This is a genomic window from Streptomyces sp. CB02261, from assembly GCF_001905665.1.
Taxonomy (GTDB): domain Bacteria; phylum Actinomycetota; class Actinomycetes; order Streptomycetales; family Streptomycetaceae; genus Streptomyces.
Genome location: NZ_LIVX01000004.1, coordinates 783,357 through 798,072 on the forward strand (window position 1 = coordinate 783,357; position 14,716 = coordinate 798,072).

A 14,716-nucleotide genomic window follows, 5' to 3' on the forward strand; every position below is an offset into this window, starting at 1 on the left:
TGCTGGAGTTCCTTCACGGTCGCTGAGTCGGTTGCGCTCGACACCGCCCACCTTGTCCTTCTCGTCTGTGCTGCTCATGCCTGGGGTCTTGGGACTCTGACCGATTGCGAGCGGTGCGCGGCGGATCCGGTGAGGATTCCGCCGCGCACCGTCATCGGACGAACGGGCCTCGTGCAGGCTGCTGCCTAGCCCTCGTGGCCTTCGTGACCCGCGGGCTTGTCGGCGTAGCCGTAGTGCCCGTCGGCGTGCTCGCCGTGCTCGCCGTTCTCTTCGTGGCCCGGCTTACCGGGGCCCTCGTGGTGCCCGTGGTCCGGGCCCTCGTGGTTCGGACCCCCGTGGTTCGGACGGCCGTGGTCAGGCCGGCCGTGGCCCGGCCGGTCGCCGTGGCCCGGCCCACCTGGCTTGCCGCCGTTCGCGCCGGCGACGTTCCCTCCGGTGATGGACCCGCCGGTCGTGTTTCCAGCGGTGTTGCCCTTCGTGTCACCGCCGGTGGTGTTCCCCGCGGTGTTGCCCACGGTGTTCCCGGAGGTGTTGCCGGCGACGTTCCCCGAGGTGCCGCCACCCACCAGGTTGACGCTCGGCCCGCCGATGAGGCTGCCGCCGATCAGACCCAGAGTCGTACCCGTCGTCGTTCCCCCGCCCGTCGTACCCGTCGTGGTGCCGGTGGTGGTGCCGGTGGTGGTACCCGTGGTCGTGCCGGTGGTGGTACCGGTGGTGGTACCGGTGGTCGTACCCGTCGTGGTGCCGGTCGTCGTGCTACCGGTGGCGCAACCGCCGAGGAAGATCCTGTTGTTGTTGAGCGTCACCTCGCCCTCACGGGCCAGCGCCCGACCCTCGACGCTCGCCCCCTGGTTCACGAAGATCGAGGTCAGAGCCAAGATGGTGCCGACGAAGGTCGACGTGGTGCCCAGGGTCGCCGAGCTCCCGATCTGCCAGTACACGTTGCACGGCGAGGCGCCGTTCGTGAGCAGGATCCGGCTGCTGGTCGCCGTCGTCAGGGCCTCCGGGATCTGGAACACCCAGACCGCGTTGGGGTCTCCCCCGGCGTTCAGGATCAGGTCGCCGGTGAGGCCGACACCGGAGCTGGCCCTGTGGACGCCGGGAAGCAGTACCTGGCCTCCACCGATCCCCGCGGCGAGCGGGAAGTCCGGCGCCTGGCCCGTCAACTGGCCCGCCGCGTTGTTGTACGCCACGATCAGATCACTCTTGGCCTGGGCGGCCGCGGCGTCCGCGGGGTGGATCGCGCCGAGCACCAGGCCGGGCGGGAAGCCGGTGATGGCCGGGTTCGGGTGCGTCCCGAGGTCGTGGTCGAGCACCGAGTTGCCGGTGTTGGTCACTCCCTGGCCTGCCAGTACGGAGTAGCTGGCGGTCGTGCCCAGAGGCACGGGTGTCGCGATGGCCAGTGCCTGCGTCGACGTCACGGCGACCATGACGGTGGCGACCGCTGCGGCGAGGGCCGAGGCCAGCCCGCCGGACAGAAGGCGGCGCTGAGTCGTTCGTGGAATGTGCAGCTTCATCAAGAGGCCATTTTCTGTGCGGGGCCATGGCTTTCCGGGTCCTACCTGTCGCCCGGAGAGCCTTCTAGCTGTCGCCGCATATTACGCGGGAAAATTTACGGAACGGCGCCGAGAATGAACGGAGAGGGGGGATTAATATAAACAAACTAAACTCCACGAGACCGGATGAAAATATGCGGCCTGGTGTCATCCACGGTCCGGAAAATCGATGGACGATGGGTGTCTGTTCGGATTGCGCCGACCGGAGCCGTACAGATGTCCACGAATTCGGTCCCGCCGTGCTCGGTCATGTACGGCCGGCCGGGTTGAATCGGGACCATCGCAGAGCGGGCGTGGCGCCCTCGGCACGTATGCGGGCGCGCAAGGGGCCGTGTAAGAGCGGTCGGTGAACGTCCTGCAGGCAAAGAAACGTTCACGCGCCCCCGGTGCCGACTCCGCTCCATGGCGGTGTCCCCGGGGTGAAGAAGACGGCGGGCGGGGGGTACGGCGCCCCCTCGCCCGCCGTCGCTCGTGGGCGGCCTCCGCGTACGAGGACGCGGGCCACCGGCTTCCGTCGGCTACTCGTCGCCCGCCGAGAACACCTCGTCGAAGAGCGGGGTCGAGGGACGCGGCATGGGTTTCCTCCTCAGACCTGTGCCTCGGTACGCGCGGCCCCGTTGTCCCGGCCGGGCCCGGACGCGGGTACGTGCTCGGTCTCCCGGCCCGGTCCGGACGCCGGTACGGGTACGGGGGTGTAGACGGCGTTCCCCGCCGCGCTCTCCTCCACGGCGGCCAGCACCCGCTGCACCTGGAGTCCGTCCGCGAACGACGGCAGGGCAGCCGTTCCCGTGGCGATGGCCACGACCAGGTCGCGTGCCTGGTGGGTGAAGGTGTGCTCGTAGCCGAGGACGTGGCCGGGCGGCCACCAGGCGTCCAGGTAGGGGTGGTCGGCCTCGGTGACGAGGATGCGGCGGAAGCCCGCCGTGACGGCCGGTTCGCGGTGGTCGTGGAAGAGGAGCTCGTTGAGCCGCTCCAGGTCGAAGGCGAGGGAGCCGTGTTCGCCGCTGATCTCCAGGCGCAGCGCGTTCTTGCGTCCCGGTGCCATCCGGCTCGCCTCGAACGTCGCGAGCGCCCCCGAGGCGAGCCGGCCGGTGAAGACGGCCGCGTCGTCGACGGTGACGGGGCCCCGCTCCGGCCCGCCGGAGCCGCTCAGGCCGGATGCGGCGCCCGCGAGCAGGGGCCGTTCCCTGACGAAGGTCTGCAACTGTGCCGAGACCCCGACCAGCGGCTCCCCCGCGAGGAACTGGGCCAGGTCGACGATGTGCGCACCGAGGTCCCCGAGTGCGCCGGATCCCGCGTGCTGCCGTTCCAGCCGCCAGGTCAGCGGGAACTCGGGGTCGACGAGCCAGTCCTGGAGGTAGGTCAGCCGTACGTGCCGCAGCGCGCCGATCCGGTCCTCCTCGATGAGCCGGCGGGCGAACGCGAGGGCCGGGACACGACGGTAGTTGAAGCCGACCATGGCCACCTGGCCGCGCCGCGCGGCCCGCTCGGCGGCGTCGGCCATCGCCTCGGCCTCGGCGACCGAGTTCGCGAGCGGCTTCTCGCACAGCACGTGCTTGCCGGCGTCGAGCGCGGTGATCGCGATCTCGGCGTGGCTGTCCCCCGGGGTGCAGATGTCGACGACCTGGACGTCGTCGCGGGCCACCAGCGCCCGCCAGTCGGTCTCGGCGGCCGCCCATCCGTGCCGGTCGGCCGCGGCCCGCACGGCCGCGCGGTCGCGGCCGGCGACGGCGGCGAGGACGGGGCGCGGCCGCAGGTCGAAGACGCGGCCGGCGGTGCGCCACCCCTGGGAGTGGGCGGCGCCCATGAAGGCGTATCCGATCAGCCCGATGCCGAGTGTCGGCAGCGGCGTCTCGCTGTCCCTCTGTGTCATTGCTCTCCTGTCGCAGTACCGGCCACGGCCGGTGGAGATGTCGGTCCCGTGGCTCCCGGGGAGTCGTGGTCCCGCCCGGGCGGAGGGCGGGCGGCCACAGGGCCCGCCGGGGCCGCCCCGGGTGGCACGGGCGCCGTCAGTTGAAGCCGGTGGGCAGGTACTCGTCGACGTTCTCCTTGGTGACGACGGCCGAGTAGAGGGTGAGGGAGGCCGGGATCTCCAGCTCGGACATGCCTCCGACGCCCTTCTTCTGGCCGAGCGCGCGGGCCAGGTCGATGGCCGAGGCCGCCATGGTCGGCGGGTAGAGGACGGTGGCCTTGAGGACGCCGTCGTCGGCCTTGATGGCGTCCATCGCGGTCTTCGCGCCGGCGCCGCCGACCATCAGGAAGTCCTTGCGGCCGGCCTGGGCGATGGCCCGCAGCGCGCCCACGCCCTGGTCGTCGTCGTGGTTCCACAGGGCGTCGAACCTCGGCTGGGCCTGGAGGAGCTGGGCCATCTTGGCCTGCCCGGACTCCACGGTGAAGTCGGCGGCCTGACGGGCGACCTTGCGGATGTTGGGGTAGTTCTTCAGGGCGTCGTCGAAGCCCTGGGTCCGCTGTTTGGTCAGCTCCAGGCTGTCCATGCCGGCCAGCTCGATGACGGTGGCGTCCGGCTTGTCCTTCAGCGCCTCGCCGATGTAGCGGCCGGCGTTGAGGCCCATGCCGTAGTTGTCGCCGCCGATCCAGCAGCGGTACGCCTGCGGGGAGGCGAAGACCCGGTCGAGGTTGATGACCGGGATGCCGGCCTTCATCGCCTGGAGGCCGACCTGGGTGAGCGCCTTGCCGTCGGCGGGGAGGATCACCAGGATGTCGACCTTCTTGTTGATCAGCGTCTGGATCTGGCCGATCTGGACGGCGGTGTCGTTGGAGCCCTCGGTGATCTCCAGCGTGACGTCGGCGTACTTCTTCGCCCGTTCCCTGGCGTTCTGGTTGATGGCGTTGAGCCAGCCGTGGTCGGCCTGGGGCCCGGCGAAGCCGATGGTGACGGGCTTGCCCGGCTTGTCGTCGGCGACGGGCGCGCTCCCGGCGGCGGGCGCCTGGGCCTGGCTCCGGGGTTCGTTGCTGGTGCAGGCCGTGAGGAGCGCTCCGGCGGAGACGGCGGCGCTGCCGAGGAGCAGTCCTCTGCGGCTGGGGACGAGGGATTCGGGCATGGTGGATCCACCTCTTCGACTGGGCGGTCCGGCGGGGAGGTGCCGGGACCGGGCGGGGGTCGTGGCGTACCGGCGGGGGTGGTGCGTGGTCGTCAGCCGTCGCGCAGGGCGCGGCGCTGGACGAGGACGGCGGCGACGATGATCGCGCCCTTGGCGATCTGCTGGACGGCGCTCTCCAGGTTGTTCAGGGCGAAGATGTTGGTGATCGTCGTGAAGATGAGGACGCCGAGGACGGAGCCGGCGATCGTGCCGCGGCCTCCGCTGAGGAGGGTGCCGCCGATGATGGCCGCGGCGATGGCGTCGAGCTCGTACAGGTTGCCGTTGGTGTTCTGGCCGGAGCCGGCCAGCACGATCAGCAGGAAGGCGGCGATGCCGCAGCACAGCCCGGACAGGAGGTAGAGGAGCAGTCGCTGGCGCCGGACGTCGATGCCGGCGAGACGGGCCGCCTCCGCGTTGCCACCCACGGCGACCGTGCGGCGCCCGAACGTGGTGCGGTTGAACAGGAGCCAGCCGACGAGGGTGACGGCCGCGAAGACGAGGACCAGGGGCGGGACGCCCAGGACGTAGGCGTCGGGGACACCGAGGTCGAGGACGGCGTCGACGGTGACGATCTGCGTCCTGCCGTCGGTGAGCTGGAGGGCGAGGCCCCGGGCGGAGGCGAACATGGCCAGGGTGGCGATGAAGGGGACCATGCCGCCGTACGCGACGAGCAGCCCGTTCACGAGTCCGCAGCCGACGCCCACCGCCACGGCGGTGAAGAGGATGCCGGCGAAGCCGAACTCCTGGGTGGCCACGGTGGTCGCCCAGACGGATGCCAGGGCCACGATCGCCCCGACCGACAGGTCGATGCCGCCACCGGTGATGACGAAGGTCATCCCGACCGTCACCACACCGATCACCGAGGCCTGGGTCAGGACCAGTTGGAGGTTGCTCGTGGCGAGGAACTCGTCGGGGCGGGTGACACCGCCGACGGCCACCAGCACGGCCAGGACTCCGAGCAGGGACAGGTTCCGCACGTCCAGGAGAGCCGAGACCGGCCGGCGTGCCGCGGCCTTGCCGTCCGGCGCGGAGGGAGCGGGGGCGGCGGGCGCGTTCGGCCCCGCCGGAGTGGCTGAGTGCGTCATGCCGTCGGGCTTCCTTCCATCACGAGGTCGAGGACGCGGTGCTCGTCGAGCTCCCGCGCGTCGGCGGTGTGCACGACGGTGCCTTCGCGCAGCACCAGCACGCGGTCGGCGAGGCCGAGGACCTCGGGCAGCTCACTGGAGACGAGGAGGACGGCGAGGCCGTCGTCGGCCAGCCGCCGGATGACGGCGTACAGCTCGGCGCGGGCACCGACGTCGACCCCGCGGGTCGGCTCGTCGAGCAGCAGCACCCTGCAGCCGCGCAGGAGCCAGCGGGCGAGCACCGCCTTCTGCTGGTTGCCCCCGGACAGGGTCCGGATCGGGGCGTCCGGGGAGTCCGGCCGCAGGGACAGTTCGCGGGTCGCCCGCCGGGCGTCGGCCCGTTCCCGCCGCCGGTCGAGCCAGCCGGCGCGGGCGAAGCGGGGGAGGGTCGAGAGGGTGACGTTGCGGGTGACGGACTCCATCAGGAGGAGGCCCTGCGCCTTGCGCTCCTCGGGGGCGAGCCCGATGCCGGCGCGGACGGCGGCGCGGACACTGCCCGGGCGCAGGGGCGCCCCGTCGACGAGGACGCGTCCGGCGGTGGGCCTGCGGGCGCCGTAGACGGTCTCCAGGATCTCGCTGCGTCCCGAGCCGACGAGACCGGCGAGGCCCACGATCTCACCGGGCCGCAGCTCCAGGTCGACGGGTGCGAACTCCCCGGCGCGCGCCAGCCCTTCGACGCGCAGCACCGGTGCGGTGGTGGGGAGGGTGGTCCGGTGGGGCCGTTCCGGGAAGACGTACTCGACCTCGCGGCCGGTCATCAGCCGGACGACCTCGTCGGTGGAGGTGGACCTGGCCGGAAGTCCCCCGGCGACGGTCCGTCCGTCCTTGATGACGGTGACGCGGTCGCCGATGCGGCGGATCTCCTCCAGCCGGTGGGAGATGTAGATGACGGCGACGCCCTCGGCGGTCAGGTCGGCGACCGTCCGGAACAGGTTGTCGACCTCTTCCGGGTCGAGGGCGGCCGACGGCTCGTCCATGACGATCAGCCGCACCTCGTGGGAGAGGGCCCGGGCCATGGAGACGATCTGCCGCTGGGCGGCGGAGAGCGTACCGACGGGGGCGTCCGGGCCGATCTCGCGGTGGCCGAGGCGGGCCAGCAGCCGGGCGGTCGCCTCGCGGGCCGTCCGTGGGCGGACGAAGAGGCCCGCGGAGGTGTGTTCGTGGCCGAGGAAGACGTTCTCGGCCACCGACAGGCCCTCCACCAGGTCGAGTTCCTGGTAGATGGTGGCGATCCCGAGACGCATGGCGGCGATCGGGGAGGCCGGCGTCACGACCTCGCCGCGCCACGCGATCCGTCCGCCGTCCGGCTGGTGGACACCGGCGAGCACCTTGATCAGGGTGGACTTGCCGGCGCCGTTCTGACCGAGGACGCAGTGGACCTCGCCGGCCCGGACCTCCAGGTCCACGCCGTCCAGCGCGCGGACGCCGGGGAACGACTTGGTGATGCCGAACATGGTGAGCAGAGGGGGTTCTGGTGCCATGGCGATTCCTCGGCGGGTGCGGCCGTGAGCGGGCAGGGCGAACGGAACGAGGGCGGCGCGTGAGGGGGAGTGTGCGGCGGTGTGGGTACGGGTGGTTCGGCGGGTACGGGCGGTACGGCGTAGAAGCGGTACGGGCGGCACGGGCGGTGCGACCTACGGGCGGTACGGGCGGTACGGCAGGTACAGGCGGTACGGCGGAGAAGGCGGTACGGGCAGTACGGGCGGTACGGGTGGTGCGACCTACGGGCGGTACAGGCGGTGCGTCCTAAGGGCGGTACGCGGGTGGCGCGGCGATGCGGGTACTACGGCGCCGTGGGGCGGACGTCGTACGGCCCGTGGCGCCGGCCGGTGCTGGTCAGGCCGGGGAGAACAGGTGGTCGCTGATGAGCCGGGCCGCGCCGATCACGCCGGCGGTGGAGCCGAGCTCGCCCAGGACGATGGGAAGGTTCCTGGTCGCCAGCGGGAGGGAGCGCCGGTACACCTGGGTGCGCACACTGGCCAGCAGCGTGTGCCCGAGTCCCGTCACCCCGCCGCCGATGACGACAAGACCCGGGTTGAAGGAGCTGACGAGGCCGGCGATGACCTGACCGACCCGGTCGCCACCCGCACGGATCAGGTCGAGGGACAGGGCGTCCCCCGCGGCGGCCGCGGCGGCGACGTCCTCGGCGGTCAGCGTGCCGAGGGTCTCCAGCCGGGCGGCGAGTTCGACCGAGCGTCCGCCGCGTGCCGCCTCCTCGGCGTCACGGGCGAGCGCGGAACCGCTGAAGTGGGCTTCCAGGCAGCCCCTGTTGCCGCAGCCGCAGGCCCGGCCCTCCGGCTCGACCTGGATGTGCCCGATGTCGCCGGCGCTGCCCGTCGTCCCGCGGTGGACCTCTCCTCCGAGGACGATGCCGCAGCCGATGCCGGTCCCGATCTTGACGTACAGGAAGTCGCCCACGGACCGGGCCACTCCCGCGTGCTGTTCCCCCATGGCCATCAGGTTCGCGTCGTTGTCGACCATCACCGGGCAGCCCAGGTCCTGGCTGAGCGCCTCCCGGACGGGGAAGCCGTCCCACCCCGGCATGATCGGCGGCGCCACCGGCACGCCGTCGGGGAAGCGGACGGGACCCGGGACACCGATGCCGGCGCCGGCCAGTTCGTCCGCCAGGCCCAGCGACTTGAGCTTGCCGACGATCGACAGCGCCTGCTCGAAGACCGCGACGGGCCCCTCGCGGACGTCCATCGGGTGGTTGAGGTGTCCCAGGACCTCCAGTTCCGCGTTGGTCACCGCCACGTCGATCGACGTGGCGCCGATGTCGATGCCGAGGAAGCGCAGGGTGGGCGCGAGCCGGACGTTGTGCGAGCGACGCCCGCCGCGTGAGGCGGCGAGACCGTCGGCGACGACGAGTCCTGTCTCCAGGAGCCGGTCCACCTCGACCGCGAGCTTGGACCGGGAGAGGTCGACCAGTTCACCGAGCTGAGCACGCGAGGAGGAGCCGCCGTCGCGCAGCAGCCGCAGCAGCCGTGCCTGGTGTGCGTTGCCCGGCCGAGCCGTCATGCGCCGCACGTGTCCTCCTCTCCCTGCGCCGGGCCACGGTTGCGGTGCTCGTCCGGTCGTTCCGGGAACGTCCCCGTGGCCGTCTGCTTTCGAGGGGAACGTAGCAGCCGTCCGTGCGGTGGGGAAGAACTTGCGCACGCATCGCACCCGACTTTTTCCATTGCGAGGACAAAGCGGGGCTGCGGCGGGGCGCACCCATGCGTGAGGGCCGGGAGTCCCGGCCCTCACGGTCACTCACCGCACGTCCCGCGTACGGTCGTTCCCTCCGTCAGATCACGGCAGGGTCCACTTCTGGTTGGCTCCGGTGTGGCAGGTCCACAGGTGGACGGCGGTGCCGTCGTTCCATGTGCCTCCCGAGGCGTCGAGGCACTTGCCGGACTGCGGGTTGCGGACCGTGCCGTCGGACTGCGGCGACCACGTCTGGGCGGCCGTGCCGTTGCAGGTCCACAGCTGGACCCTCGTACCGTCCGCGCTGCCTCCGTCCGAGACGTCCAGGCACTTGCCGAGAACCCGGAGGGTGCCGTCACCCGGGACCGTCCAGCGCTGGGCGACGGTGCCGTTGCAGGTCCAGAGCTGGATCTTCGTGCCGTCGGCGGTCTGGGCGTTGTCCACGTCCAGGCACTTCCCGCCGACCCCCTTCACCTCGCCGGTGCGCGGGCCGCCGCCGGGCACCTGGTTGAGCGTGTACCACGCCTCGGTGCTCCAGAGGGACTCCCCGGAGGCCGAACTGAAGGGGCGGGGCGAGCGGACGTGGACCACGCGGTCCGTCTTGAGTCCCGGGATCGTCAGGGTGACCGTCCTACCGTCGCCGGAGAGCGTGGCCGACTGCGCGGTGAGGGTCTCCTCGTCGACCTTCGGGCCGCCGTAGGCCGCGGTCGGGACGTACCGCCACTGCTTGATCGTGTAGTGCGCGGCGAGGTCCGCGGCCGTCCCGGCCGACAGCGGCTGGGTGTACTCCAGGGCGAAACCACCGGGTACGGCACGCATGGCCCGGATGTCGAATGCGTCGGCGCCGTTCGGCGTCAGCTTCTGGAGGCCGTGCGCGAGCTTTCCCTCCTGACCCCAGTTGCCGCCCGCGCCGAGGCCGCCGGCGTACAGCGCGCCGTCGGGGCCGACGCTGATCCGGGTCACTCCGGCCTCCAGGCCCTGGGTGAGCCGGAAGACCGCTCCCTGGTACTCGCCGCCGACCTTCTCCAGGAAGCCGCGCTGGATCCCGCCGTAGGTCACGTCGCCGAACAGCATCTGCCCGGCGAACGGTCCGGTGGTCAACTGGACGGGTGTGCTGGGCGAGTTGGCTATCTCGTTCTGCGGGAGCCACAGCACCGGCCTGGTCACCGGCTGGGCGTCGAAGGGCCCGTCCGGATTGGTGTGGTGGTTGAAGAACCGGCCCTGCTTGATGTGCACGAGCTTCGAGGAGGGGAGCCAGCCACCCTGGTTGTCGGTGACGAAGATGCCGCCCTCGGGGCCCCAGCCGATGCCGTTGGGGGTACGCAGGCCACCGGCGACGTACGAGACCTCGCCGGTCAGCCTGTTCACCTTGATCGTGGTCCCGCGGTTCGGCGCCGGCTGCGGATCCGTGGTCGCCCCGCCGTAGTTGATGGAGACGGAGAGGTTCAGGTAGAAGAACCCGTCCTGGTGGAGCAGGCCGAAGGCGAACTCGTGGAAGTTGCCGCCGAAGGGCCAGGTCGCGACTCTCCGGTACTGGTCGGTGACCTCGTCCCCGTTCGTGTCGTTCAGCTCGGTCAGCTCGTGTTTCTGCGACACGTAGAGCTTGCCCTCGACATGCTTGATGCCCATGGGCTCCTTCAGGCCCGAGGCGATCTTCTTCACCGTCACCCGGCCCGGCCCGGTGGCTCCCGTGACGTTCCCCAGCAGGTAGACCTCCCCCGCGGTGGTGTTGCTGCCGCCCCAGGTGGTCACGGCCAGGCGGCCGTCCGGGAGCCAGTCCATGGCGGAGACCTGCGGCTCGAAGCCCGCGGGACGCAGGTCGGTGAGGGTGTAGTTCGGATGCACACCGGCGAGCGGCAGACCGTCGCCGGGAGAGTCCGTACCGGCCTCGCACTCCTTGCGGCCGGGGGCGGTCACGCGGACGACGTCCGCGTCTGTGCTGAGGGCCGAGTTCGGTACGACGGTGAGTCCGGCGGCACCCGGCGGCTTCCAGGCCAGCGTCAGCTGCTCACCCCCGCCGCGCTCGAAGTGCTCGATCCGCAGCGCGTGATGACCGGCTGTCAGATTGACCGTGGCGTCCTTGGGTTCCGGACCGTGCAGCCCGTCGTGGTCGATCACCACCTGATCGTCGATCCAGAGGCGGGATCCGTCGTCGCTGGTGAGGCGGAAGGTGTAGCTGCCCGCCTGGGGAGCTTTCAGATTGCCGACGACATGGGTGACGAAGTTGCTCTCCAGGCCGAAGTCGGTCGGCGAGGACCAGTCGATCACCGGCATGAGCTTGTCGATGTTGGGTGTCTGCCCTGCCTTCAGCGTGCAGAGGTCGTCGAGGGGCACCTGCACGTCGAAGACGCGGAGGGTGACCCCGGGCTGCTGCGGGGGGAGTTCGGCGGTGGCGGTGGGCGCGGCCGGGGCCGGTGGCGCGGACAGCCCGACGATCGCGAGCGAGGCGATGAACGTGCCGATCAGTCTTCTGCGCAGTCGGCGCCGAGGGAACCGCTGATACACGTGACCTCCTGACGGCCCCTCACACATGAGGGGCTCGGATGGGGTGGGGGGTCAGCCGCTGCCGGGGCGCGCCGTCGCTCCGGTCACGGAGGCACCGGCGGGCGGGACGCCAAGGGGCCCGCACCGCCGCGTCGGACACAGTAGGGACTTCCTCCGTGACCGTCCATGCTTCGTCCCGTCGAAGGAAGAAGTGGCGAGAACTTGCGCGCACCGGGTTACGGGCTCCGACAAAGCCCGCTAGCTTCCTTGAAATGAACCGGTCATGAATAGGCGGACCGGTCCTACGGCGTGACGGCGCGCGCCCGTAGACACGCTCGGCAGTCCGACACGGCTGCCGTTCTTCCTCTCACTTCGGGAGAACTCTGCGCATGAGAACGCTCAGACAGAAGCGCGTCCGTTTCCTCCTCACCGCGGTGGCGTGCACCGTCGGCTGTCTCCTTCCTGTGTCACCGGCCGCCGCATCGCCCGGTCATCACGACGAGCCGGCCCCGCGAGCGGCGGCCGCTCCGGAGTTCCAACAGGTCACGCTCGCCAAGGGCGTGGCCGAGACGGGCGAGCCCATGACGCTCGCCGTACTGCCGAACCGCTCCGTGCTGCACACCTCGCGCGACGGCACGCTCCGGCTGACCGATGCCGCGGGTACGACGTCGGTGGCGGGCAAGGTCGACGTGTACAGCCACGACGAGGAGGGCCTCCAGGGCATCGCCGTGGACCCGGGCTTCTCCTCCAACCGGTACGTCTACCTCTACTACGCGCCGAAGCTCGGTACGCCGGGCGGGGACGCCCCGGGAGACGGCACCGCCGCCGACTTCACCCCGTTCGACGGGGTCAACCGGCTGTCCCGGTTCGTCCTCGGGACGAACGGCGTCCTCGACCTCGCCAGCGAGAAGAAGATCCTCGACGTGCCCGCCTCGCGCGGCCTCTGCTGCCACGTCGGAGGCGACATCGACTTCGACGCCGCCGGCAACCTGTACCTGTCCACGGGCGACGACACCAATCCGTTCGCCTCGGACAGCTACACCCCCATCGACGAGCGCCCCACCCGCAACCCCGCCTACGACGCCCAGCGTTCCGCGGGCAACACCAATGACCTGCGCGGCAAGGTCCTGCGCATCAAGGTCGCCGCCGACGGGTCGTACACCATCCCGTCCGGCAACCTCTTCGCACCCGGCACCGCGAAGACCCGCCCCGAGATCTACGCGATGGGCTTCCGCAACCCCTTCCGGATGAGCGTCGACAAGGCCACCGGCATCGTCCACCTCGGCGACTACGGCCCCGACGCCGGCAGCGCCAGCCCCTCCCGCGGCCCCGCCGGCCAGGTCGAGTTCAACCGGATCACCAGAGCCGGCAACTACGGCTGGCCCTACTGCACCGGCGACAACGACGCCTACGTCGACTACAACTTCGCCACCGGCGCCTCGGGCGCCGCGTTCGACTGCGCCGCTCCCCGGAACACCTCACCGCACAACACCGGCCTGGTCGACCTCCCTCCCGCGCAACCCGCCTGGATCCCGTACGACGGCGGTTCCGTGCCGGAGTTCGGCACCGGATCCGAGTCCCCGATGGGCGGCCCGGTCTACCGCTACGACGCCGCTTCCACCTCCGAGGTGAAGTTCCCGCAGGAGTACGACGGCGACTACTTCGCCGGCGAGTTCGGGCGCCGCTGGATCCGACGGATCGAGAGCGGCACCGACGGCTCCGTGCAGTCCATCAGCCCCGTGCCCTGGAGCGGCACCCAGGTGATGGACATGGCCTTCGGCCCCGACGGAGCCCTGTACGTCCTCGACTACGGCACCGGCTACTTCAGCGGCGACGCCAACTCCGCCCTGTACCGCATCGAGCACGTCACGGGCGGGCACGCCCCGGTGGCGCAGGCCAAGGCGGACGTCACCTCCGGAAAGGCGCCCCTGGCCGTCTCGTTCTCCTCGGCGGGCAGCTCGGACGCCGACGGCGACGCCCTCACCTACGCCTGGACCTTCGGCGACGGTGGGACCTCCACCGCCGCCAACCCCTCCCACACGTACGCGGCCAACGGCCAGTACACCGCCACCCTCAAGGTCACGGACACGACGGGGAAGTCGGCGACGGCCTCCACGCAGATCACGGTGGGCAACACCGCGCCCAGGGTCACGCTCGACCTGCCCGTGGACGGGCGCGTCTACGACTTCGGCGCCGCCATCCCGTTCAAGGTGACGGTGACCGACCCGGAGGACGGCACCGTCGACTGCTCCAAGGTCAAGATCACCTTCATCGTCGGGCACGACAGCCACGGCCATCCGCAGACCTCGACCAACGGATGCACGGGCACGCTGCAGACCCTGGCCGACGGTGAGCACGACCCCAACGCGAACATCTTCGGCGTCATCGACGCCGAGTACACCGACAAGGGTGCGAACGGTCAGCCCGCGCTGACCACCCACGACCAGCACATCGCACAGCCCACCCACCGTCAGGCCGAGCACTACGGGGCCTCCTCCGGCGTCCAGGTGGTCACCCACACACCCGCGCACGGCGGCAGGACCGTCGGCCACATCGAGAACGGCGACTGGATCTCCTTCACGCCCTACGCGCTCGACAACGTCACCCGCTTCACCGCCCGGGTCTCCTCGGCGGGCACGGGCGGCACGATCGAGGTGCGCGCCGGCTCCCCGGCCGGCACCCTGCTCGGCACGGCGACCGTACCGGTCACCGGCGGCTGGGAGACCTTCCAGGACGTGACCGCACCGATCGCCGGCGGCCCGTCCGGATCGACCACGCTCCACCTCGTCTTCAAGGGGGGAGCCGGCTCCCTCTTCGACGTCGACGAGTTCACCCTCACCACCGCCGGCGGCGGCCCGCGCACCGGCGAGGTGAAGGGGGTCGGCGGGAAGTGCCTGGACGTGGACAACGCCCAGACCGCCGACGGTACGAAGATCCAGCTGTGGACCTGCAACGGCAGCGCCGCCCAGAAGTGGACCGCCGCCGCGGACGGGGCGCTGAAGGCGTTGGGCAAGTGCCTGGACGTCTCGGGTGGTGGGAGCGCCGACGGTACGAGGATCCAGCTGTGGACGTGCAACGGCACCGGGGCCCAGAAGTGGGCGCCGCAGGCTGACGGCACGGTCCGCAACCCGCAGTCCGGCAAGTGCCTCGACGCCTCGGGAGGCACGTGGAACGACGGTACCGCCGTCCACCTGTGGACCTGCCACACCGGAGCCAACCAGAAGTGGACCCTTCCGTAGCCGCAGAAAGCCGTAGAAAGGAGGCA

8 protein-coding genes are annotated in these 14,716 nt (G+C 71.1%); 1 reads left to right on the plus strand and 7 read right to left on the minus strand.

Translation table 11 applies throughout. From position 1 onward, the window contains the following. Positions 1-185 precede the first annotated feature (185 nt). The 7 genes from AMK29_RS16890 to AMK29_RS16920 form a co-directional block, all read right to left on the minus strand. On the minus strand, positions 186-1,517 hold the full coding sequence (locus AMK29_RS16890) for an ice-binding family protein (protein ID WP_073813554.1): 1,332 nt from the start codon (positions 1,515-1,517) through the stop codon (positions 186-188). 625 nt (positions 1,518-2,142) lie between these two features. Then, on the minus strand, positions 2,143-3,429 hold the full coding sequence (locus AMK29_RS16895; RefSeq protein WP_079196917.1) for a Gfo/Idh/MocA family protein: 1,287 nt from the start codon (positions 3,427-3,429) through the stop codon (positions 2,143-2,145). 136 nt (positions 3,430-3,565) lie between these two features. Then, entirely contained in the window at positions 3,566-4,618 is a 1,053-nt protein-coding gene (locus AMK29_RS16900; RefSeq protein ID WP_073813556.1) for a substrate-binding domain-containing protein, read from the minus strand. A 92-nt stretch (positions 4,619-4,710) separates the two neighbouring features. Further along, complete coding sequence (locus AMK29_RS16905; RefSeq protein ID WP_073813558.1) at positions 4,711-5,742, minus strand: ABC transporter permease; 1,032 nt, start codon at positions 5,740-5,742, stop codon at positions 4,711-4,713. Further along, positions 5,739-7,262, minus strand: coding sequence for a sugar ABC transporter ATP-binding protein (locus tag AMK29_RS16910; RefSeq protein WP_073813560.1), 1,524 nt, complete (start codon positions 7,260-7,262; stop codon positions 5,739-5,741). The genes AMK29_RS16905 and AMK29_RS16910 overlap by 4 nt, the downstream gene beginning before the upstream one ends. Before the next feature lie 355 nt (positions 7,263-7,617). After that, positions 7,618-8,799 (minus strand): ROK family transcriptional regulator, encoded by a 1,182-nt coding sequence (locus tag AMK29_RS16915; RefSeq protein WP_073813562.1) that lies wholly within the window; start codon positions 8,797-8,799, stop codon positions 7,618-7,620. A 273-nt stretch (positions 8,800-9,072) separates the two neighbouring features. Continuing rightward, positions 9,073-11,472, minus strand: coding sequence for a lectin (locus AMK29_RS16920; RefSeq protein ID WP_241845421.1), 2,400 nt, complete (start codon positions 11,470-11,472; stop codon positions 9,073-9,075). A gap of 368 nt (positions 11,473-11,840) precedes the next feature. On the opposite strand from AMK29_RS16920, the gene AMK29_RS16925 reads away from it, so the two are divergent. Continuing rightward, complete coding sequence (locus AMK29_RS16925; protein ID WP_073813566.1) at positions 11,841-14,690, plus strand: PQQ-dependent sugar dehydrogenase; 2,850 nt, start codon at positions 11,841-11,843, stop codon at positions 14,688-14,690. The last annotated feature ends 26 nt before the right edge of the window (positions 14,691-14,716 follow it).